Genomic DNA, 22,681 nt, shown 5'->3' with positions numbered 1-22,681 from the left:
GCGATAAATCAAACGCTATAATTGGCATAATCCACTAAAAAAGATACTTATTATGCAACATACTCATTCTAATCAGCTGTTAATTGCAGATATTGATGACACAGATAAACGCTTATTGCGCTTATTGCAGACCGATGCACGTATGAGCATTACTGAGCTTGCCGAGCGCGTTAATCTCTCGGCAACCCCTTGCGCGCGCCGTATTAAGCGCTTAGAAGATAGTGGCGTTATCACCGGTTATCATACTCAAACCGATGCCCAAAAACTTGGCTACCCCTTGGCAGTTTTCATTGCTATCAGTATGGACCGTCACACGGCTGACCGTTTTGAGCAGTTTGAACGCAAGGTTAAAAGCTTCGATGAAGTCATCAGCTGTAGTATCGTCACTGGTCGCTCCGAGGACTACCTGATTAAAGTACGCGTACGGGACATGGCTCACTATGAGGAGTTTTTATTGCATCGGTTAAATCGTATCGAAGGCGTGGCACAAGTCCATACCAGCTTTGAGCTGCGAGAAGTATTTAGCCGCAGTATGGTTTAATCCTACTAAAGTGATTCGCTTACATTATTATTTTTTGCAGTCGGTTCGTTTGACGCCATAAAAAGAATACCAAAACCAGTCCTATCAGCAGTCCTATAGCCGCTACCAACAACCCTGCATTAAAGTTATCATTCTCTCCCGCCAGCGCTACCGTTACCAATGGTCCGATGAACTGCCCTATTGCATAGGCTAATGTCGCCAGTCCTATCAGCAGATTTGAGTAGATGGGATTTATGTTTTTAATAATCGTCAAGGTCATAGAGACCATACCCACAAAGGTTAACCCTAAAATCATGGCATTAGCATATAAACCAATAGCACCATCAAACCCTATTGGCAAATACATGCCAAACGCTTGCAATAACGTCAAGCCCATTAAGGTTTTGACTTCACCAATACGCTTGGCAAGAGCACCCCAAATCGGGTTTGAGAGCATGGCAAAGATACCTACCACCAACCAAATAGACAGTCCAGCAGAATTTTGAGTGGTCAAGCGCTGAGCTGCCATTACCGGCAAAAAAGTCGCCGATGTAATATAACCAAAGCCTGCCAGCACATAACTGGTCAACAATAATGCAATGGGCTTGCTATGACCTGCTAGCGCCTCGTATAAAGAACGCTTAAAATTAATATAGGTTTGATATAGCGAGGAATAATGATTACTCTGGGGTGTTTCTGAGCTTACTGATGTTGGATTTGATGATGTTGAACCAGATAAAGTAACCATAGCAGACGGACGTATGCCATACAGCAACCATAAAACAGGTAAGCTAATCATTCCAGCGATCAGCCAAATCACGTCGAAATGGTAGCCAAGCGTCAGTAACCACCACGTCAATATTGCGGAGGCACTGATACCGACGCCGATACCTGCATAGTGTACTGCCGATAGCACTGAACGGCGCTCAAGACTGAAGCTTTGAATGACCAAAGATGAGCTTAAAATCATCGCCACACCACTTGCAATACCTGATATCAGCCGAATGCCATACCATAGATTTAATGACATATTTGGCACGACCAACAGAATGGTAGTAATGACACTAACTATTGTCCATAATATTAGCATATGCCATGTTAAACGCTGCGGCACAAACATCGCGATAAGCGCGCCAATAAAGTAGCCAATATAGTTGATTGAAGCCAGCCAGCCTGCAATGGTCGTGGATAGCGACAATTGCAGCATAATATCAGGTAAAGTGGCTGTAAATAAAAAGCGTCCAAACCCCATCACTACTGCCATACAGTACATACCAATCAACGCAACAGCTGTTTCATTGGTAATAGTAATAACAGCACGGCTTTTGAGAGCAGTCATCATGACAGGGCCATTTTGTGGCAAAAAGCACACAATCCTTTGTGTTAAAGCAGTAAACAACAATTATGAACGAGTATTAGAACAGCATTGAATATAGTATTTAATCCTACGAAACATTGAGTGTTGGACGATTTTCTTGCTCATTTCTCTCTGCTTGTCCCAACATCTGCACGCGCTGATCACTAAACATATCCATATCAGGTGCAAGCGTACGCATAAAGCGGTCAAAATAGAGCATCTGCTTGGTCAATAAAGCAAAGTCACGCGGAAAATGAATACCATGACGCTTACCGACCTCAACTATCTCCAGCATCATTGTATTCAACTCATCCGCCTGCTCTTTCGTATTAAAAGGCACACCACTGGTAAAGGCTTTGTCCTCTGCCATGATGGTCTTCATCATACGCTGCAAATCATCACCCAATGCCACCACATCAACCTGATTACCACCATGTGTCATCTCCATATCTATCATATGGCGTGCCATCGCATAATAATCATTATCCTGCATGGCTTGCATCATTCCCATGCAAGCGCGCCAGCTTTCAGCCTTCAATTTACCGACAATACCAAAATCTAAAAATCCGATACGTCCATCAGTTAATAGCATTAAATTACCCGCATGCAAATCCGCATGGAAACTATTACACAGCATCAGGCTTGCAAACCAAGTATTGAGCGTATCTGCCATCACTTGGGCAGGATCAGTACAATATTGACGCATCAAAGTTTCATCTACCATAGAGACACCGTATAAGCGGCTCATGGTCAACACACGCTTGGTAGTGTACGCCTCATAGACTTTTGGTGCCACCACGCGTGTATTGCCTGATACTGCCAAAAACTGCTGAAAGTCACGAATATTTTGTGCCTCAGCGATAAAGTCTGTCTCCACAAGCATACGCAAACGAATCTCATCAATAATCGGTGCAATGCTGGCAAATCTCATTGAAGGCATCAACAATTCAACCAGCTTTGTCACGCCATGTAATACGCCCAAATCCGTCTGCATAATGGTTTCGACGCCAGGTTTTTGCACCTTTAAGACAACTTCATCACCATTATGCAAACGCGCTGCGTGGACTTGGGCGATAGAAGCAGAAGCCAGTGGTTTTGAATCAATATAGGCAAACGTCTCTTCAAGTGTGAGTCCATTAACAGCTAGCTCTTCTGTTAATACTTGCTCGATATAAGCATAAGACAATGGCGTGGTTTGATCCAAACAGCTTTGAAAGGCTTGCACATATTCGCGCGGAAATAATGACGGCGTACTGGCAATAAACTGCCCAATTTTGATATAAGTCGTACCCAGTTGTTCAAAAGTTTCTTTTAACAGCATGGCATCAGGCTTTTCGCCCTTCGCCACTCTAAGCGCTGATAAACCAGCGACACTTGCTGTTTGACGAACACGATTAACGACATTAAAGGTATGTTTTAATAAATGCGGACGATGAATTTTCATAAAAGACAACTGTGGTCATAAGAAGGATATTTGAGAATCGGCGATTATAATTGGTAAAAAATCATTAATTGAAATTAGGAAAGGCTATTACAGACAGGACATTCTGACTCTTTTCGATATCCCATCAAGCGTTGCTGCATCCGACTGCCATCCCATATCAGCAGTTTGTTTGTCAGTGGATTTTTGGTTAATCCTAGATATTGTAAAGCAGCATTGGCTTGTAGATTGCCCATGATAGCTGTGGTGCTGGCAAGCACCCCTGAATTGGCACACGTACGTTCATCCGCCTCGGCATCCAGTACTACCGAACCAAACACACAGTGATAGCAGCCGGTATTTAGATGTGGCTCAAATAGTGCCAGTTGCCCTTGCATTGCAATAGCAGATGCCGATAATAATGGAATCTGATAGCGCACGCTAATACGATTGATGATGTCACGGGTAGCAAAATTATCTGTACAGTCTAACAATAGGTCTGGCGTACCGGACGCCATATCAAGTAACTCATAAGCATTGTCTTCACTCAAACGCGCTATCGTACCGCGAGCTGTGATTAAAGGATTGATACGCATCAACATTTGCGCAGCAGTTATAGCTTTAGGTTTACCAATATCCTCCGGTAAAAACAATGTTTGACGCTGTAAATTACTGGCTTCAATGTCATCGTCATCAATTAGGTGAATATGCCCAAGTCCTGCACGCACTAAGGTTTCAGAAGCTGGGCAACCTAGCCCACCTGCGCCTATCATGACGACACGTGATGATTTTAGTCGTAGCTGAGCATCAATATCCCAGCCATCAAGTAATATTTGACGCGCATAACGCAGCAGCTCATCATCTAACAATATTTCTGTTTCTACATTACTCATATGGATTACCAGTACTCAATATTGCCGCTTATTTTTATTAAACTGCCCAAGCGTCACTCTATCGTTCCCACCAAAATCTTTAATCGTTTGTATATTATCGAAGTGATTGTCCGCAAATAACTGGCGTGCAGCATGCCCTTGATCAAAGCCATGCTCAATCGCTAGTAGCCCGCCTACTTTTAGATACTGCGGCGCATGATGGACAATATGTTCGATATCAGCCAAACCATGATTAGGGGCGCTCAAAGCACTAATTGGCTCTGCTAATAAACCTGCTAAATGCTCATCCGCCTCATCAATATAGGGCGGATTTGAGACAATCACATCGAATAAATGTTCATCCTGAGTAGAGAGTGCATCATACCAGCTACTATGGACAAACTCGATATCTACAGCATTACTAACCGCATTATGCTGAGCAATTTTTAGCGCCTCTAGCGAGAAATCAACAGCAACGACTTGCCAGCTTACTGGTTCCAATTTGCGAGCCAGCTTTAACTCGTGAGCAAGACTGATGGCAATGCAACCAGAACCCGTGCCCAGATCAAGCAGACGCTTATTGCTAGCAGCATTAGGCACAAACTCTTCATTGGCAGTATTTATCCAATGTAGTACTTGCTCAACCAAAACTTCAGTATCGGGTCTGGGAATTAAGGTATGTTCATTAACGGCAAAATCAAGCGACCAAAATGCCTGTATACCCGTTAAATAAGCCAATGGTGTACCTTGCTGCATTTTGGTCACACCAACATTAAATCGCTCAACCTCAACATCACTTAGCTGATAGCTATCATCCGTTATTAAAAATAGCGCAGGTTTATCAATGATATATAACAGCCAATCTGTTATCCAAAATGGCGGAACAGATAATTCTTCCGCCATTTGTATCGCTTGCTGCTTGATTTGCCATACTGTTACGTCTGCTGCTTTTTGCGCTGTCATAAATGACTCTTAATAATTATATCTGCTTTATTTTTATAACCTCTAACCTACTCTGATGCGCGCGGTGGCTCATTGGTATTGGTTAAATTAGGATTGGCTTTGGTTAACTCAACACCTTTATTACTGCCACTATTACTATCGTCACTGCCATCGCCGTAAATATCATCATTGTCACCAATTACGATATATTTATCAACATAATAAATCAGCGCTAAAATAGGAATACCAATTAGAAAAGTAAACATAAAGAAGAAGGGATAACTGGTGCTATCTACGATAGTGCCTGAATAACCACCCACCACTTTTGGTAATAATGTCATTAGTGATGAAAATATTGAATACTGGACGGCAGTAAATCGAATAGATGTTAATGCAGATAAAAAGGCAATAAATACAGCACTAGCAAGACCTGCGGCAAGGTTATCAAGGATTACTGCCAAATACATATACGGCAAGCTCCCAGGATGGTATGTCAGCAGAATAAATAACAAGTTGGTCACGCAAGCGAGGACTGCCCCAACCATCATTGCGCGCATGATACGCATCTTTTGTGCTAATAAACCACCTAAGAAACCACCAGCAATTGCCATGACAACACCAACCAATTTAACGGCGTTGGCAATATCAACTTTAGTGAATGCCATGTCTTGATAGAAGACGTTAGAGATAACCCCGGCAACAATATCGGAGATACGATAAAGACCAATCAGCGCCAATAACAATAACGCCTTTTTACCGTAACGGCGGAAAAAGTCAGCAATAGGCTCAATCCATGTGGTCTTAGCAAACTCTTGCTCCACAAGATTAGCTTTTACTAAGCCGTAACCGATAATCAAAGCCGCTGCCAAACTCGATACCATACGCACTACTTCGATTAAGAAGCCTGCGAACACACTTTCTGTCTCAGGTAAGACCAAGCCCGCATTAGCAAATACCAGTACAAAACCTATGACTGATATAGCGAATACTAATACTAGACGGGTATATTCTGACGTTTTACGTTCAACAACCACTTGTTGTCTAATCGGCTCATGAATCACCAAGGTGGTAATAACCCCAATGCCCATTACCGCTGCCATAATCCAGTAGGTATTGCGCCACGCCTCATAGCTATAAAAGCTCTCGGTAGAACCAAAGTAATCGGCTAAATATAATGCCCCAGCACCAGCAACGATCATCCCGATACGGTAACCGGTCACATACATGGCAGACAAGACCGCCTGTAGGCTTGGTGGTGCCAATTCGATGCGATAGGCATCAATAACGATGTCTTGTGTCGCTGATGAAAAGCCAAGTAATACTGCACCTATTGCCATCAGGACTAGACTGCCCTCATTCGCTGGATTGACACTCGCCATAATACAGATAGCGGCAATAATCATAATCTGCGAGACCAAAATCCAGCTGCGCCTGCGACCTAAGAGCTTGGTTAATATTGGCAATGGCACCGCATCAATTAGTGGTGCCCAGATAAACTTAAAGGCATAACCAAGCGCCGCCCAGCTAAACATCGTTACTACGCTACGATCAATCCCTGCTTCACGCAGCCATAATGATAAGCTAGAGAAAATTAGTAAGATAGGAATGCCAGCGACAAAGCCCAAGAACAGCATGATAAGTGAACGCCGATCAAGATAAGCTTGCAAAGATTCGCTAAGTGACTTCTTGGCAATAGTAGAATTGGGCGGAATAGGTTGGACAGCAGACATAACGACTCACCAAAAATTTAGACAAAAAATACGACAGTGCGCTACTTTTTATCCAAAAATTTTATCTACTGGCAGTGTGACATCGAGACTATCAGGATAAAAAAGGACAAAAAATTGCCTAGCTCTGTACAAAGAAAATGATATTTGCTGCAAAATTGAATAATGGTACTTGAGAATGCTTAAATTGACTAGATGTTTTTCCACTAACTACTTGATTGAGCATATCGGATATACTCTATAGCTTGCCTTAGTAAGTACATGTATCTTAATCTTTCTTAAATATAAATTAAGCTATAATTTTTTGGTTTACTACTACTATATTTCTATCTAGCGTACTATCCAAGCGATTTTCCTATATTCCATATATGTATAAATAGATACCTATTTATTATATACAAGAATAATAGCTTTGATTTACACTACACGCTTGTTATGTTTTTTGGGCGTTTTAACTTTTATAAAGACGACTGACTCTTTATATAATGGGATTAACTTATGGCAATCGACGTAGTGGTCAATCAGCGGCATCTGCAAATTCAACTCAAACAGTTGGAGACAGTGTGGCATACCGTAATCAATGGCTATAATTTAAGTCAGGCGGCGACGGTACTGCATACCAGCCAATCAAGTCTTTCAAAGCATATCGCAGCACTTGAGAATCAGCTCAAAACCGAAGTGTTCGTGCGCCAAGGCAAACGTTTAACGGGGCTTACGACAATGGGTACGGCGCTCATGCCGCATATTGAGTCTATCTTTACCGAAATCCGTACGATTGAAAACCTCAGCCTCGACTTTAACAATCCAAATGTCGGTACATTGACAATTGCCACGACTCATACTCAGGCACGTTATGTCTTACCAGAAGTCGTGAAAGAATTTAAAGAGCGTTTTCCTAAGGTTAATCTCATTCTACAACAGGCAGATCCTGAAACCATCGCACAGATGGTGATACGTGGGCAGGCCGATATTGGTATTGCAACCGAGTCCTTGCTACATAACAACTATCTGCGCTGCTATCGTTATTACGACTGGACGCATCGTGTCATCGTGCCAAGCGATCATGAATTGGCAGGACTAGAATCTATCGATTTACCAACTCTCGCCAGCTATCCAATCGTAACTTATCACGGTGGTTTTACAGGGCGCGGCGCCATTGACAAGACTTTTAGCGATGCCGGTCTTGAGCCAGATATTGTATTGGCAGCACTTGATGCTGATGTGATTAGTACCTATGTTGGACTTGGCTTAGGGATTGGTATTATTGCAGAAATGGCATTTGAGCCAAGTCATTATCAAAATCTAACAGCCATTCCAGTCGACCATTTTGGACGTTTTACCAGTTGGATGGCAGTACGTGATGACGCAGAGATTCGTCAGTATGGACGGGCGTTTATGGAGCTGTGTCAAAAACAATTCAACAACTAAAACATCCCTACCAAACCGTTATTCCTAGCTTACCCCACCTTTACCGAACTTATGCATAAATGATAAAATAGAGTCTAGAACGTCATTCAGCGTTTGATTTATTTTTTATTATGCATGTATTGCTGGACGCCTAGACATCTCGTTATTAGTCATTATTACTGGGTGTCGATCACTGCATGTCCATTTGCTCTTATGTAAACAGGTGGTAGCGCTCATGGAAAAATTCGTAGCGATCATTATGGCAGTTTTTGCCGCCCCCTTGGTTATCGGTGGCGCTTACCTGCTCTCTCTAGGCGGTAGTCCTTACTATCTTTTTGCCGGCGTTATCATACTGACGACGGCATTTTTATTGTTCAAAAAATATTGGAGTGCTTACGCACTCTACGCCATCTTTATAGTAGCGACCATTGTTTGGGCACTTTGGGAATCTGGATTCTATTGGTGGGCGCTAGCGCCTCGTGTTGGCTTCCCGCTCATATTTGGTCTGTTGATGCTCTTGCCATGGGTATCAAATAAGATGCGTGGTCACAAGACTCAAGTATCGACGAGCTCTGCTAGTAGTACATCAACTATAGACACTGTTAAGAAAAACCCTCTTTATTATTGGGGATTGCTCGCTAGCGTAGGTGTGGGTGCACTGCTCTCTTTTGGAAGCTTAGCAAACAATGTTACTGACAAATTAGGTGAGCTCAATTTAACAGCCACCGATGATGGCGATCAAGATACCACTTCATCTGATACGTCTGCAAATCTTGGTGACCCACTATCAAATGGCCAACAAACACCAGACGGCGAGTGGAGCGCGTATGGTCGTACTAACTATGGGCAACGCTATTCTCCCCTAACTCAAATCAACACTGACAATGTCAAAAATTTAGAGCTTGCTTGGCAAATCCAAACAGGTGATGTCAAAGGTCCTAATGATATCGGCGAGACCACTTATCAGGCAACGCCATTAAAAATCGGCAATGCTCTGTATATGTGTACTCCTCATAACTGGGTGCTGGCATTGGATGCAGACTCTGGTAAGACACTATGGAAGTTTGATCCCAAAGTAGAAAAGAACCTGCAACGCCAACACCAAACATGTCGAGGCGTGTCTTATTATGCTGGTCAAGCTGGCACGGATAGTACTCCTCTAGTTGCTAATGATGAGGCAAACAGCGATAGCGCCATCAATGATACAACGGCTAATAATACAGCCATAACCAACAAATCTGCTGTGCACAGCAATATGATGGTTCAAAAAGTTACTGGTAATACTTTTGAAAACGCATCTAAACAATGCGATGCCAAGATATTTATTCCAACCTCTGATGCTAAGTTATATGCACTTGATCCAAATACTGGCCAACGCTGTCAAGATTTTGGTGAAGATGGCGCATTAGATTTGATGCACAATATGCCATTTACACAGGCGGGCTACTACTATTCGACGTCGCCTCCGATAGTGGTAGGCAATACTATTGTTGTGGCAGGTGCCATCAATGACAACTATGATGTAAATTCACCTTCTGGTGTTATCCGTGCTTATGATGTCAATACTGGTGAGCTATTGTGGAACTGGGATTCAGGCGACCCTGACAACACCGCGCCTTTTGATGTCAATGATCCTACTCAGACGTACAAAACCAGCTCGCCAAATTCATGGGCGATCGCTAGTGCTGATGAAGAGCTTGGTTTGGTTTACTTCCCTATGGGTAACCGCACGCCAGATCAGCTGGGCAGCTACCGCAACGCTGCTGAAGAAAAATATGCAACCTCTGTGGTCGCGTTAGATATTAATACAGGCGAAGCGCGCTGGGTACAGCAGTTTGTCCATCATGATCTTTGGGATATGGATACACCTGCTCAGCCAACGTTGCTTGACTTAGATACAAATGATGGCGTCCAACCTGCTTTGGTTGTACCGACCAAACAAGGTGATGTCTATGTCTTGAACCGCGCAACAGGCGAGCCTATTGTACCAATCAAAGAACGTGATGCACCGCAAGGCTATCTCATTGCAGGTGAACACGCCGCACCCACTCAGCCGTATTCTGGTTTGAGTTTTGAGCCACCGATGTTGAAAGAAAAAGACATGTGGGGTGCCAGCCTGATTGATCAGATGATGTGCCGAATTGAATTTAACCAGCTTAATTATGATGGTCGTTATACACCACCATCAACGAATGGCAGCATAGTCTATCCTGGTAACTTTGGTACCTTTAACTGGGGCGGAATCGCCGTCGATCCTGAAAATGGCGTGATGTTTGGTATGCCAACTTACCTTGCCTTTACGTCAAAACTCATTCCTAAAGAAACACTTGGTGATGTTGAAACCAATAAAGGTGAGCAAGGTGTGAATGCCAATGAAGGCGCAGATTATGCGGTAGAAATGGGACCGTTTTTATCACCGCTTGGCGTACCTTGTCAGCAGCCACCATGGGGCACAATAGCAGGTGCTGATCTGGCCACAGGTGAGATTGCTTATCAACGCAAAAATGGTACCGTACAAGACTTATCTCCTATTCCATTAAAATTGGAGTTAGGTGTCCCTGGTATCGGTGGACCTATCATTACTAAAGGCGGCTTAGCATTCTTATCAGCGGCGACCGAAAACAACTTCCGCGCTTATGATTTGAAAAATGGTGATGTCCTATGGAATGTGCGTATTCCAGCAGGTGGTCAAGCCACTCCTATGACTTACTTGAACTCTAAAGGTGAGCAAATGGTAGTATTAGTTGCTGGTGGACATGGTTCAGTGGGTACAACCATTGGTGATTATGTCGTGGCGTATAAGCTTGGTGACCAATCTAAATAGTCATTCAACCAAATAACGTCATGTTGATAAAGTATTAATGATTTGATTCATTGCCGCTTTATCACTAGCCAATCAAAAAAAACAGGTAACTTAGGTTGCCTGCTTTTTTTAGTGCTGCAATATTGCTTGTGCCCTATTCATAATGTATTACAACTTTATAGGCACGCCTTTATATCTATAAACGCACATTGATAATTGTTAAGTGAGCTTAAATACTGAGTTAGTCTACTTTGTTATGATTCATTAACATTGACTAGAGGTACTTGAAACTATCACTGACTATAAGCATATCAGTAGAAAATAATTAATACACTACTGGATAATTTATGAGTAACAAAATCCCTTTATCTTTCCTAGATCTCGCACCTGTCCCTGAAGGTAAAAGCATTGCTGAAGGTGTCGCCCAAACCGTTGAAACAGCGCAGCAAGCCGAAAAATCTGGCTTTAATCGCTATTGGATGGCAGAACATCATAATATGCCTGGTATTGCTAGTGCAGCGACGTCAGTGCTATTGTCGCATATTGGTGCTCAGACCAAGCGTATACGTATTGGCGCAGGTGGTGTGATGTTGCCCAATCATGCCCCGCTCGTCATTGCTGAGCAGTTTGGTACCCTGCAAGCATTATATGGCGACCGCATAGATTTGGGTTTGGGTCGTGCACCCGGTACAGACGGTGCAACTTTTCAGGCATTACGTCGCCAGATGCAAGATGCTGATCGCTTTCCACAAGATGTGCAAGAGTTGATGTACTTTTTGGGAAATGGCACAGATGATAGTCCCGTACAGGCGTTCCCCGGTGCAAAATCTAATATTCCCATTTGGATACTAGGTTCTTCCCTTTTTGGTGCGACCTTAGCAGCGCACTTAGGATTGCCATATGTGTTTGCTTCACACTTTGCACCGCAAATGCTTGGGCAAGCCATCAATGCTTATCGAGAGCAATTTAGACCCTCGGCTTATTTAGATAAGCCTTATGTCATGCTAGCGGCAAATTTATTGCTTGCGGACGATAATGCCACCGCACATTATAATTTTACCTCAGCACAGCAGAGCTTTGTGCGTTTACGCCGTGGTGAAACAGGTCAAATGCCAAAGCCTACTCATGATATGGATAGTATCTGGAGCGCTGCTGAAAAAATGATGGTGGATAGTGCGTTGTCGGTATCGTTTATCGGTTCTGTTGAAACTGTCAAGCCAAAGCTTACAGCGTTTCTTGCTACCTATCAGCCCGATGAGCTGATTGTGACAGCAAACATCTATGACCAAGCAGCACGTTTGCGCTCACTTGAGCTTGTCTCTGAGCTTAATTTATTTGATTTATAACCAACAGCAATACTTGCATAATATTAAAAAACCCTTCCCTTACTAATAAAAGGAAGGGAAGGTTTTTTAAACAGGGCTTGATAAATTCTTAATAACTGTCTTTTGATTTAACCACTGTTTTATAAATATGTAGTCATCCATTAAGCAGTGGTTAAATCAGCCCCATAGCGCGTAATATTGCTGCGCCAATCGCCATGCCAAACATACCAACTACTGTCGTAAATGCCAAAATATTAGCCGCTAAAATATCGTTACCACCCATCGCTTTTGCCATCACATAGCTTGCTGCTGCCGTTGGTGAAGCAACCATCAAAAACAGTACGCCCATATGTACGCCCGTTAAGCCAAAAGTAAAACCAACCGCTATAGCAACCAACGGTGCAATAATAATGCGTCCAATACTTGCCTGCATAGAAAGTCCAGAAGGATGCAACATCGATTTCAAATTAATACTGGCACCGGCACAAATCAGGGCAAGCGGTAAAGCAACTGCTGCTAATAGCCCACCGGTGATATGAATCACACCCGCTATCGGTGGTAGTGGCAACGCTTTATAAGTAAAGGCTGCAACGAGTGCAATGATGAGCGGATTGGTAAATAGCTTTTTAATAATCATGGTGCTACGACTGAGCCAAGTATCTTCAGAACTCTTAGACACTCGGCTGAGCGTAATCACCGCTAAGATATTAAACAGTATTGTCACCACACCCATATATACCGCGCCAATACTTAAGCCAGTCGTCCCATAGGCGTTGGCAACGGTTGCCAGTCCAATAATCGCCATATTGCTGCGAAAAATACCTTGCACAAAAACCCCTTGATTGGCAGGGTCGCTGATAAAGCGCTTGGCATAGAGCTCAGAGCCGATAAACAGTATAAAGGTCACCACAATACCAGCGCCTATCAATACCACTTGCTTCGCATAATCCACATCACTATCGACCACACTAAAAAACAGCAGACAGGGCAGACAATAATTAAAAACGAAACTAGAGGCCTGATCGATAAACACCTGATCCGCCTCACCGCGTCTTTTCATAAAAAAACCTAACCACATTAAGGCAAGGTTGGGCAAGACGATGGTCATAGCAAAAATAATGGCATCAATCATAAATAGGCTCAGTTTAGTGACAAGCCCATCATAATGTGGACAATAGCGAGGTAAATTAATAAAAAAGATGTAAGTAATAATAATAGAGTTGGTAATTCGTAGAGCCAGTATAAAGAGAAAGCAGCAACCAAGACAAGTGAGTACACCTCTTTCTTTTAACAACGGTAGTATTTTGGCAATAAAAAAGCCCATAACGACTTCTCGGTATAGGCTTTTTGCTTTTCTATTTTTTAAGTCATTGATACATTATTATGACGCGTTTAATGCTGCTTTTACTTTTTTCTGTTTCTTGACCGTCATTGCTAGTAGCTGGATAGCAGCCGGTGTGACACCACTGATACGTCCCGCTTGAGCCAATGTTGACGGACGGACTTGCGCAAGTTTTTGGACAATCTCATTGGACAACCCAGATACTACACTATAATCAAAATCTATTGGTAGCGCTGTATTCTCCAATCTCTTCATCTGATCAATATCTTCTTGCTGACGATCAATATAGCCTGCATATTTGACAGAAATTTCAATCTGCTCTCCCACTTGGGCATCGACTTTCGAATCAGTGATGGCAGCGATATCAGCAAAATGAATCTGCGGACGCTTGAGCAAATCAAAAGCTGTTGCCTCTTTGGATAGCACCTCGCCCGTTTGCTCTGTGATTTTTTTGCCCAATGCATTGGCAGGGGTTGCCCACATATCTTTGAGGCGTGCGGTTTCTGAAGCAATGGCTTCCATTTTTTCTTCATACGCTTGCCAGCGCACATCATCTACTAAGCCAAGCTTACGACCAGTTTCAGTCAAACGTTGGTCAGCATTGTCTTCACGTAGCAATAAGCGATACTCTGCACGACTGGTAAACATGCGGTATGGTTCGGTCGTGCCATGCGTAATCAAATCATCAACGAGCACGCCAAGATAGGCTTCATCACGGCGTGGTGTCCAGACATCAAACTCATTGTTTTCACAAGTGACTAGAGCGGCATTGGTACCAGCTAATAAACCCTGTACGCCTGCTTCTTCGTAGCCAGTTGTACCATTGATTTGACCGGCAAAGTACAAGCGGTCAATCGATTTGGTTTCGAGCGTTGGTTTTAGGTTTTGCGGATCAAAATAATCGTATTCAATCGCATAGCCTGGACGGGTAATATGAGCGTTCTCTAAGCCTTTCATACTATGAATAAATTCTAACTGTACATCAAACGGTAAGCTGGTTGAGATACCATTCGGATATAGCTCATGCGTAGTCAAGCCTTCTGGCTCGATAAATATCTGATGGCTGTCTTTATCCGCAAAGCGATGGATTTTGTCTTCAATCGATGGACAATAACGTGGACCAACACCTTCGATTTTGCCAGAGAACATCGGTGAGCGGTCTAGATTTTCACGGATGATATCATGGGTACGGGCATTGGTATGAGTGATATAGCAATTGACCTGTTCAGGATGCATGGACACATCGCCCATATAACTCATTACCGGTAGCGGAGTATCACCCGGCTGTACCGTCATCACACTAAAGTCAACACTACGCGCATCAATACGGGCGGGCGTACCTGTCTTTAGGCGACCAACAGGGAGTTTCAGCTCACGTAAACGATCAGCAAGCTTGATAGAAGGTTGATCGCCTGCGCGACCACCTTTTGAGCTCTCAAGACCAATATGAATCACCCCGCCTAAAAACGTACCTGAGGTTAACACGACCGTTTGCGTATTAAAAATAATACCAGTAGCAGTCACAACCGCTGTGGCACGACCGTTTTCAACTAGAATATCATCGGCTGCTTGTTGGAAGATATCAAGGTTTGGCTGATTCTCTAACGTATGACGAATGGCGGCTTTATAAAGAATACGATCTGCTTGCGCTCGAGTGGCTCGTACAGCGGCACCCTTACGACTGTTAAGTACTCGAAACTGGATGCCAGATTTGTCTGTTGCCAGTGCCATTGCGCCGCCAAGTGCATCAATCTCACGCACCAAATGCGATTTACCAATACCACCAATCGCAGGGTTACAGCTCATCTGCCCCAGCGTTTCAATATTATGCGTCAACAGCAAGGTTTGCGCGCCCATACGTGCGGCCGCCAAAGCAGCTTCTGTGCCAGCATGACCGCCACCGATCACCACCACGTCGTAATTTTTTGGGTATTGCATGTAATGCCTCACTTGACTGATCACGCTATGCTTAGCGACAGGCTATTATTTAATAACAGGAACTGGGTAGATAAGTGTCAGTCGAATTTAAAAAAGAAATAGCGACTAGAATATAGAACAAGCCGCTATTAGCTGAATAGATAACCATTAATTATAACAATTTTTTATCATTTAAAAAACGTTATACGAAAAACTATTGAGATTAACGATCAAGAAGTTTTGATTAACGTTGACAGCATTTACCAATGCTCATTCCCAACCTTTATGTGTCAGGGCTTATTTGCCAGGACTAAGCGGCACAATACGATCCGCCTGCCCACTCGCCAGCATATGTTGGCTGCCATAGCCTTCTGGATTAATCTGTAAATAAGCATTCATCTGCCCAATCGCATCGCCATCATCACTCGCCAATATATACTGTTTAATCGTCTCAACGGGTGGTAGTGGCAAGTTTTTTAGCAATGCTAAACGCTGCTGGTTGTCGCCTTTATTAACGACCAGTTCAATAAGTTGACGCGCATCAATGGGTAAATCTGGCGTATTCTGTGCCAATAATGCCAAATGATAAGCGCCCGCAGCATCTTGATCCGCGACAATACGCTGTTCAATCGCAATATAAGTGGCTTCTGTTGCGCCGCCTGCCACGCTAAGCTGATGAATACATTTAAGCGCTGAATGTGGCTCATTGCCAGCGATTTCAATAATGCGCGTGGATTCATTTTTTAAGTGCTCGCGACGTTTTTCAATCGCAGCTTGCTCGGCATCTTGTATTTGAGTGGTTTGGCTATTTAATTCGTTAGTCATAGAACTCTCTTATTATTGATTCAATGTTTCTTAATGTTTCGAGGTATTGAACATCGATATTAAGAATTATATGGGGATAAAGCTGACAAAAACAATTGAACTTGCTGACTGTCAATATTAAAAAATAAAAAATCCGAGCAACCTTTAATGAGGCGACTCGGATTTGGGTACTTAGGATCGAATGTCAATTATATCAACATTTTAATGCCACTTAGATATTCAAGCATTAAACGTCGATATAAAGTGCTCTCGATATTAAGCAGCTGGGCTATTTGCTTCAACCAAAGGCTTAAGCTCGCCTGATTGATACATTTGTAAAATAATGTCTGATCCGCCCATCAATTCGCCATCAATCCATAGCTGCGGAAAAGTTGGCCAATTAGCAATTTGTGGTAACGTTGCGCGGATTTCTGGATTTTCTAAGATATTGACAAAAGCAAATGGGCGACCAATTTGTGTCAAGACTTCAATCGCCTTGGCAGAGAAACCACACTGTGGGAACTGCGGTGAGCCTTTCATATACAGAATGACTTTGTTGTCTTTGATTTGGTTACGAATCAGTTGTTCAATATCGTTGGCAGCAGTATTTGGGGTTTGCTCACTCATAAAAACTCCTATTAATTAAAACTATTTATAAAAAAGACAGGTAACATTAAATTTATCATGTGGCTGCTACATGGGGCAATCTTAACCATATTGCAAGCAGTTTTGAAAGCTGACAGCCATAATCATACGCACTGATATACTATTGAGAATTAAACGCCAAGCGCATTCGGCACCAATAATACCACGGCATTGGCCATAATACCCTCTTGCCGACCGGTAAAGCCCAATTTTTCAGTGGTGGTTGCCTTAACACTGACATTACCCACATCGGTCTGCAAATCACTAGCGATGTTAGCGCGCATGGCTAAATTATATGGTGCCAGTTTTGGGCGCTCACACATTACGGTAATATCAGCATTACCCAACATATAACCTGCGGCCAAAACTTTGCCATACACATAACGAAGTAGTACGCGTGAATCTAAACCCGCATTTGCCGCATCGGTATCTGGAAAATGTTGTCCGATATCACCAAGTGCCAAGGCGCCAAGCAAAGCGTCAGCAAGTGCATGCAGTACTACATCACCATCAGAATGCGCAAGTAAGCTGTGCGTATGATCAATAGGCACACCTGCCAGCACCACATATTGCTGCTGTTGACCATTATTATGAAACGCATGAACATCAATACCTTGACCAATTTTTATCATTATCATTCCAAGTAAATTAATGGTGATTAGGATAATTGAAAACCATTATCTAAATTTTTAAAGCGATTTTACCGCCAGTAAGATGCCATAGCTCGCCACCAGTTTCAATTAACTGGTATAATATGACGCTTATTTTATCATAATACCCAATCCAAAAGATAAGCCGACGTCGTTCTGCTGAGACTACGCATGGTAGTCATTGCATAATTTTGGCGTCAATATGTATTTTGGAGAACGTATAAATAGTTGAGCCGCTTTATGTCAGCCATACCAAACGCTTCTAACACATCAGCTTCTGCTTCTTTTGACGCCCATCGCCCTCTAACGCTTGTCGATATCAATGATCCTAGCACTAAGCATGTGATTGTTGGCATGTCAGGCGGAGTCGACTCTTCTGTGTCTGCCGTATTGCTTCAGCAGGCAGGCTTTGTGGTCGAAGGTCTGTTCATGAAGAACTGGGAAGAAGATGACGGTACCGAATATTGTACGGCGATGGATGACTTAGCGGACGCGCAAGCAGTGTGCGACAAAATTGGCATAAAACTGCATACCGCCAACTTTGCCATGGAATATTGGGATCGCGTCTTTGAGCATTTTTTAGCGGAATATAAAGCGGGTCGCACGCCAAATCCCGATATTTTATGTAATAAAGAAATCAAGTTTAAAGCATTCTTAGATTATGCATTAACGCTTGGTGCCGATTACATTGCCACTGGTCACTATACGCGGCGCAGTGTGAACTATAAGAATAATGACGGTATTGAAGTGGCTCAATTGCTACGTGGGCTCGATAATAATAAAGATCAAAGCTACTTCTTACATGCGGTTGGCGGTGACAAGCTTGCCAAAACCCTATTCCCAGTTGGTGAGCTCGAAAAACCAGTCGTTCGTCAAATCGCTGAAGAGCATGACCTTATTACCGCCAATAAAAAGGATTCGACTGGTATTTGTTTTATTGGCGAGCGCCGTTTTAAAGACTTTTTACAGCAGTATTTGCCGGCACAAAAAGGCGATATCGTCACTGATGATGGTATTACTATCGGTACGCATGATGGTCTTATGTACTATACATTAGGGCAGCGCGGTGGTATTGGTATTGGCGGAGTGAAAGATCGTCCCGAAGAACCATGGTTTGTGCTCGCAAAAGACTTAGATAACAACCGTCTTATCGTCGGTCAAGGTCATGAGCATCCGATGATGCTGAGTAATGAGCTACAAGCTTATAAGCTCGATTGGGTCGAGGGTTTACCGCCTGCAGATATATTTAGCGAAGATGGCTTACGTTGTATGGCGAAATCGCGCTATCGTCAGCCTGACCAAGCTTGTACCGTATTTGCTAACAATGAAAATGGTAGTGAGGTACGAGTGGTATTTGATGAGCCACAACGTGCCGTTACTCCCGGTCAATCAGCGGTATTTTATATCGAGGAAGTTTGTCTAGGCGGCGGCGTGATTGCCTGTATTGATGCGCCTTGCGGAATTTGACACCTCATTTATCCTTAATTAATAAAATGATTTGCCTTTGTTTTTAGGATATTGAATGACCGCTCGCTTTTTTGTTTTACGTACTCTTCCAACTTCTTTTTCGTTATGGGCGAAGCGAGGTCTTACGCTTACTTTTATGGCGGCGTCATTTAATTTGCAGGCTGCACCAACAAATATGGGTAGTATGACCGTTACCAGCTCTAATGCTTCGGCTGGTACTGCTTCTGGCACATATGTAGCAGCAGGTTCTGGTGCTACCGGTAGTTTTACTTTAGTTCGCAATGAAAATATTGGTTATAACAATAGCGCTGAGATAACACCAGCTAGTGGTACGCGCACCAATGGTATTGAAATCAGGAATGATTCTAATACTAGTATTGATAGAGATAAGTTCAAGTACACCTTTACTATTACTCCTGATGACAATGCTTCTATACATACCATAAAAGTTGGTCAAGCTAGCTATTCAATAGGTGGTAACTCAGAGATTGCACGTCAAACATTAAGCTTCACCCAAAATAGTCAAATTAGTACACCTGCGCAAGCTACCATCAGAAATAATCCAAACGTCCCCTATTTTTATAATGCCATGGGTGATTATTTTATGGGTAAAAAACTGGCTGGAAATAGCTTTAGCTCTAACAATACGGTTACCTTGCCACAGCTACGCTTCGATAGCTCAAATGGTGGGGATAGCGGCTTATATTATTACGGAATCACTGCGCTTAACGGTAGTGGTAATAGTAGCTCGTTTACGCCTACTACCAATAGTAGTGGACAAGTATCTTTTGCATCTGGTCAAAAAAGAGGTACCTTGCCCCCTATGCCCACCTTTACCAATATTCTAAAAGAAACCTCTACCAGTCCCAATAATCAGACGACTTATCGGGCATTGAATGTAAACGACATCATAGCTAATAATAGCAGCTACGTCAGCTATGGTATCTCTAATACGGACAGCAACTATGTTCTTGCGGTTAAAAATGCCAAGACTGTCACCTTAACTTACGAAGGCATCATGAGAGGTAATAGTGCTATTGAAGCGGATGTGGTTGGAGAAACCTATAATGAATGGATCAGCTTCGGGGTAGAAAGCGAACCTCTCTATTATTTTTTTTCAGGAACAGTATTTAACGATAATGGTGGTAATACCAATCCACAAGTCAATAACTCTGGCTACTTTAACGGTATTTTTGATACCGTCTCCGAAAGCGGAATTTCTAACAGTACTATTAAACTAGTCGATTGCAACAACTCAGATATAGTTTACGCTAGTGAAAATTTACCTATGACTGGTGTTGGGCAATATCAACTTAGAACGCCCATTGCCAATCTGAGCGGCAAAAACACTGTCTGTTTGACAGAAGAAAACAGTACGAATACACACCCTATTCGCACTACTAATAGTAAAAAACAAGTGGATTTAGTGACGAACAAATATTTTTATGATACCAATAATTTTGGTAGAGTCGCTGCTGAAAATGCTGCTCTAGTACTTATAAAATACCAATATGTAAATAGCTGTCCGGCGACTATTGATTACCCCACTATTAGCAATACCGCTGCTGACAACCCTAATAGTGGTTTTAGTACTAAACCTATTGATAATATTGAGCCTGGAAACTGTATTGCCTATAAAATTACGGCAACCAATCGCGCCAACCTTTCTATTGATAACTTCATAATGCAAGATATGCTTCAAAAGAAGGGAGAAAAGGGGGCCGTAATCGACTCAAAACTGATTGCGCCACTTTATAAGCCAAATGATTATGCTTCTGATAGTGTGGCTATCGGTAACAATGGTTTAATTAAAACCAAAATATTTACTCTAGCGGCAAAATCATCTTACGACTTTTACTTCAATACTAAGTATGGTACAACGCAATCTAATTAATACATGATGATTTTTCAGATTAAATCATTTTTTACATTTTTTTAACCAGCTGTAATTTCAATAACTTTTGAGGCAATGATATGAATCTACTTACCGCACTCTCCCCAATCGATGGCCGCTATGCATCCAAAGCCGATAGCTTGCGCCCTTATTTATCAGAATTTGGTCTGATTAAAGCGCGTGTGACCGTTGAGATTCGCTGGTTACAGTCATTGGCTGATAATAGCGCGATTGGTGAGTTGGCAGAATTCGATACCAATACCAATGCGTTTTTAAATGCTATCGTAGATAACTTTAGCGAAGCTGACGCGCAAGCGATCAAAGACATCGAAGCAACGACCAACCATGATGTAAAAGCGGTCGAATACTTCATCAAAGACAAGTTCCGTGGTCAGGCAGCACTTGAAGATTCATTAGAATTTATTCATTTTGCTTGTACCAGTGAAGATATTAACAACCTATCTTACGCACTCATGCTCAAAGACAGCCGCGAAATCGTCGTTGCTAAAATGCAAGAAGTAACGGATAGCGTCGTTAATCTAGCAATTATCCATGCTGATCAACCGATGCTTTCACGTACTCATGGTCAAACGGCAAGCCCGACGACTCTAGGTAAAGAGATGGCAAACGTTGCTTATCGCCTTGCTCGTCAAATTAAGCAAGTCGGTCAGGTAGAGTTGCTCGGTAAAATCAATGGTGCGGTCGGTAACTATAATGCTCACTACGCCTCATATCCTGACGTTGATTGGCAGAATCATGCTGAAAAATTCATTAATGAACGTTTAGAATTGACCTTTAATCCTTATACCACGCAAATTGAGCCGCATGATTATATCGCTGAATTGTTTGACGCAGTAAAACGCTTTAATACCATCCTAATCGACTTTAACCGTGATATTTGGCAGTATATTAGCTTAGGCTATTTTAAACAGCGCCTAAAAGATGGTGAAGTGGGTTCTTCTACCATGCCGCATAAAGTCAACCCGATTGACTTTGAAAACTCTGAAGGTAATTTGGGTGTAGCTAATGCCATGCTGGCTCATTTGGGTGAAAAGCTACCGATTTCACGTATGCAGCGCGATTTGTCTGACTCTACCGTGTTGCGTAATATCGGTGTTGGTCTAGCACAAAGCATGATTGCTTATGATGCGTGTCTCAAAGGCGTCAGCAAACTTGAATTAAATGCGCAGCGCTTAAATGATGACTTAGATAATGCGCAAGAAGTATTAGCAGAGCCGATTCAAACTGTGATGCGTCGCTACCGTGTTGAAAACCCATACGAGAAGCTTAAAGCTCTTACCCGTGGTAATGCCATGACTCGTGAAGCGATGCTTACTTTTGTTGAGGGCGATGAATTATCGGCAGTCAGTGAAAGCGATAAAAACAGTTTGCGTGAAATGACGCCTGCTACTTATATTGGTAATGCGGCTGAACAAGCACGCACGATTAAAGAATGGATTGCTAAAATTTAACTGGCAATCAGCTCAGCTCATCTCTATCAAATGCAAAAAAAGATATAAATGAGCACTCATTTATATCTTAATAAAAACCTTACTCTAAACACTATTATTTTTTAAAATACATAGTTG

General features: G+C 42.6%; 17 protein-coding genes. 7 read left to right on the top strand and 10 right to left on the bottom strand.

Going from position 1 to position 22,681, the window contains the following annotated elements; all coding sequences use genetic code 11:
* Positions 1–52: 52 nt before the first annotated feature.
* Positions 53–541 (top strand): Lrp/AsnC family transcriptional regulator, encoded by a 489-nt coding sequence (locus tag PSYCG_RS05800; RefSeq protein WP_020443364.1) that lies wholly within the window; start codon positions 53–55, stop codon positions 539–541.
* A gap of 19 nt (positions 542–560) precedes the next feature.
* Here the strand turns inward: PSYCG_RS05800 and PSYCG_RS05795 are convergent, their stop codons facing one another.
* The 5 genes from PSYCG_RS05795 to PSYCG_RS05775 form a co-directional block, all read right to left on the bottom strand.
* The gene (locus tag PSYCG_RS05795) at positions 561–1,862 is read right to left on the bottom strand and encodes a YbfB/YjiJ family MFS transporter (RefSeq protein ID WP_041772528.1); all 1,302 of its coding nucleotides are present in this window, start codon (positions 1,860–1,862) and stop codon (positions 561–563) included.
* 103 nt (positions 1,863–1,965) lie between these two features.
* Entirely contained in the window at positions 1,966–3,321 is a 1,356-nt protein-coding gene (locus PSYCG_RS05790; RefSeq protein ID WP_020443362.1) for an ABC1 kinase family protein, read from the bottom strand.
* Positions 3,322–3,395: 74 nt separating this feature from the next.
* Positions 3,396–4,190 carry a HesA/MoeB/ThiF family protein gene (locus PSYCG_RS05785; protein WP_020443361.1) on the bottom strand — a complete coding sequence of 265 codons (795 nt, stop codon included), beginning with the start codon at positions 4,188–4,190 and terminating at the stop codon, positions 3,396–3,398.
* Between the two features lie 15 nt (positions 4,191–4,205).
* A complete protein-coding gene (gene prmC / locus PSYCG_RS05780) occupies positions 4,206–5,132 on the bottom strand; it encodes a peptide chain release factor N(5)-glutamine methyltransferase (protein WP_020443360.1) in 927 nt (308 codons plus the stop codon).
* A 47-nt stretch (positions 5,133–5,179) separates the two neighbouring features.
* On the bottom strand, positions 5,180–6,841 hold the full coding sequence (locus tag PSYCG_RS05775) for an AmpG family muropeptide MFS transporter (protein WP_020443359.1): 1,662 nt from the start codon (positions 6,839–6,841) through the stop codon (positions 5,180–5,182).
* Between the two features lie 495 nt (positions 6,842–7,336).
* Between PSYCG_RS05775 and PSYCG_RS05770 the strand changes: the two genes are divergently transcribed.
* The 3 genes from PSYCG_RS05770 (at position 7,337) to PSYCG_RS05760 (ending at position 12,394) form a co-directional block, all read left to right on the top strand.
* Entirely contained in the window at positions 7,337–8,266 is a 930-nt protein-coding gene (locus PSYCG_RS05770) for a LysR substrate-binding domain-containing protein (RefSeq protein WP_020443358.1), read from the top strand.
* A gap of 214 nt (positions 8,267–8,480) precedes the next feature.
* A complete protein-coding gene (locus PSYCG_RS05765; protein WP_020443357.1) occupies positions 8,481–11,069 on the top strand; it encodes a membrane-bound PQQ-dependent dehydrogenase, glucose/quinate/shikimate family in 2,589 nt (862 codons plus the stop codon).
* A 326-nt stretch (positions 11,070–11,395) separates the two neighbouring features.
* A complete protein-coding gene (locus PSYCG_RS05760) occupies positions 11,396–12,394 on the top strand; it encodes an LLM class flavin-dependent oxidoreductase (RefSeq protein ID WP_020443356.1) in 999 nt (332 codons plus the stop codon).
* 151 nt (positions 12,395–12,545) lie between these two features.
* On the opposite strand, the gene PSYCG_RS05755 is transcribed toward PSYCG_RS05760, so the two are convergent.
* The 5 genes from PSYCG_RS05755 to ispF form a co-directional block, all read right to left on the bottom strand.
* On the bottom strand, positions 12,546–13,505 hold the full coding sequence (locus PSYCG_RS05755; protein ID WP_020443355.1) for an AEC family transporter: 960 nt from the start codon (positions 13,503–13,505) through the stop codon (positions 12,546–12,548).
* Positions 13,506–13,754: 249 nt separating this feature from the next.
* Positions 13,755–15,653 carry a tRNA uridine-5-carboxymethylaminomethyl(34) synthesis enzyme MnmG gene (mnmG, locus tag PSYCG_RS05750; protein WP_020443354.1) on the bottom strand — a complete coding sequence of 633 codons (1,899 nt, stop codon included), beginning with the start codon at positions 15,651–15,653 and terminating at the stop codon, positions 13,755–13,757.
* Between the two features lie 276 nt (positions 15,654–15,929).
* On the bottom strand, positions 15,930–16,457 hold the full coding sequence (locus tag PSYCG_RS05745) for a hypothetical protein (protein ID WP_020443353.1): 528 nt from the start codon (positions 16,455–16,457) through the stop codon (positions 15,930–15,932).
* A 255-nt stretch (positions 16,458–16,712) separates the two neighbouring features.
* Positions 16,713–17,063: a Grx4 family monothiol glutaredoxin gene (gene grxD / locus PSYCG_RS05740; protein WP_011280514.1), complete on the bottom strand. Its 351-nt coding sequence runs from the start codon at positions 17,061–17,063 to the stop codon at positions 16,713–16,715.
* 149 nt (positions 17,064–17,212) lie between these two features.
* Complete coding sequence (gene ispF, locus PSYCG_RS05735; protein WP_041772248.1) at positions 17,213–17,719, bottom strand: 2-C-methyl-D-erythritol 2,4-cyclodiphosphate synthase; 507 nt, start codon at positions 17,717–17,719, stop codon at positions 17,213–17,215.
* A gap of 252 nt (positions 17,720–17,971) precedes the next feature.
* On the opposite strand from ispF, the gene mnmA reads away from it, so the two are divergent.
* From mnmA to purB, 3 genes are all read left to right on the top strand, one after another.
* Positions 17,972–19,198, top strand: coding sequence for a tRNA 2-thiouridine(34) synthase MnmA (gene mnmA / locus PSYCG_RS05730; protein ID WP_020443351.1), 1,227 nt, complete (start codon positions 17,972–17,974; stop codon positions 19,196–19,198).
* Between the two features lie 55 nt (positions 19,199–19,253).
* On the top strand, positions 19,254–21,092 hold the full coding sequence (locus tag PSYCG_RS05725) for a hypothetical protein (protein WP_020443350.1): 1,839 nt from the start codon (positions 19,254–19,256) through the stop codon (positions 21,090–21,092).
* An 80-nt stretch (positions 21,093–21,172) separates the two neighbouring features.
* Positions 21,173–22,564: an adenylosuccinate lyase gene (purB, locus tag PSYCG_RS05720; RefSeq protein WP_020443349.1), complete on the top strand. Its 1,392-nt coding sequence runs from the start codon at positions 21,173–21,175 to the stop codon at positions 22,562–22,564.
* Positions 22,565–22,681: the final 117 nt, after the last annotated feature.

It is taken from the genome of Psychrobacter sp. G, from assembly GCF_000418305.1.
Taxonomy (GTDB): Bacteria; Pseudomonadota; Gammaproteobacteria; order Pseudomonadales; family Moraxellaceae; genus Psychrobacter; species Psychrobacter cryohalolentis.
Note: the sequence above shows the minus strand (reverse complement) of the source record. Positions and strands in the feature narration are given on the sequence as shown.

What these genes read in the sequence shown, in the direction of transcription:
- PSYCG_RS05800 (WP_020443364.1), top strand. Translation starts at nt 53, where the DNA reads ATGCAACATACTCATTCTAATCAGCTGTTAATTGCAGATATTGATGAC.
- PSYCG_RS05795 (WP_041772528.1), bottom strand. Translation starts at nt 1,862, where the DNA reads ATGATGACTGCTCTCAAAAGCCGTGCTGTTATTACTATTACCAATGAA.
- PSYCG_RS05790 (WP_020443362.1), bottom strand. Translation starts at nt 3,321, where the DNA reads ATGAAAATTCATCGTCCGCATTTATTAAAACATACCTTTAATGTCGTT.
- PSYCG_RS05785 (WP_020443361.1), bottom strand. Translation starts at nt 4,190, where the DNA reads ATGAGTAATGTAGAAACAGAAATATTGTTAGATGATGAGCTGCTGCGT.
- prmC (WP_020443360.1), bottom strand. Translation starts at nt 5,132, where the DNA reads ATGACAGCGCAAAAAGCAGCAGACGTAACAGTATGGCAAATCAAGCAG.
- PSYCG_RS05775 (WP_020443359.1), bottom strand. Translation starts at nt 6,841, where the DNA reads ATGTCTGCTGTCCAACCTATTCCGCCCAATTCTACTATTGCCAAGAAG.
- PSYCG_RS05770 (WP_020443358.1), top strand. Translation starts at nt 7,337, where the DNA reads ATGGCAATCGACGTAGTGGTCAATCAGCGGCATCTGCAAATTCAACTC.
- PSYCG_RS05765 (WP_020443357.1), top strand. Translation starts at nt 8,481, where the DNA reads ATGGAAAAATTCGTAGCGATCATTATGGCAGTTTTTGCCGCCCCCTTG.
- PSYCG_RS05760 (WP_020443356.1), top strand. Translation starts at nt 11,396, where the DNA reads ATGAGTAACAAAATCCCTTTATCTTTCCTAGATCTCGCACCTGTCCCT.
- PSYCG_RS05755 (WP_020443355.1), bottom strand. Translation starts at nt 13,505, where the DNA reads ATGATTGATGCCATTATTTTTGCTATGACCATCGTCTTGCCCAACCTT.
- mnmG (WP_020443354.1), bottom strand. Translation starts at nt 15,653, where the DNA reads ATGCAATACCCAAAAAATTACGACGTGGTGGTGATCGGTGGCGGTCAT.
- PSYCG_RS05745 (WP_020443353.1), bottom strand. Translation starts at nt 16,457, where the DNA reads ATGACTAACGAATTAAATAGCCAAACCACTCAAATACAAGATGCCGAG.
- grxD (WP_011280514.1), bottom strand. Translation starts at nt 17,063, where the DNA reads ATGAGTGAGCAAACCCCAAATACTGCTGCCAACGATATTGAACAACTG.
- ispF (WP_041772248.1), bottom strand. Translation starts at nt 17,719, where the DNA reads ATGATAATGATAAAAATTGGTCAAGGTATTGATGTTCATGCGTTTCAT.
- mnmA (WP_020443351.1), top strand. Translation starts at nt 17,972, where the DNA reads ATGTCAGCCATACCAAACGCTTCTAACACATCAGCTTCTGCTTCTTTT.
- PSYCG_RS05725 (WP_020443350.1), top strand. Translation starts at nt 19,254, where the DNA reads ATGACCGCTCGCTTTTTTGTTTTACGTACTCTTCCAACTTCTTTTTCG.
- purB (WP_020443349.1), top strand. Translation starts at nt 21,173, where the DNA reads ATGAATCTACTTACCGCACTCTCCCCAATCGATGGCCGCTATGCATCC.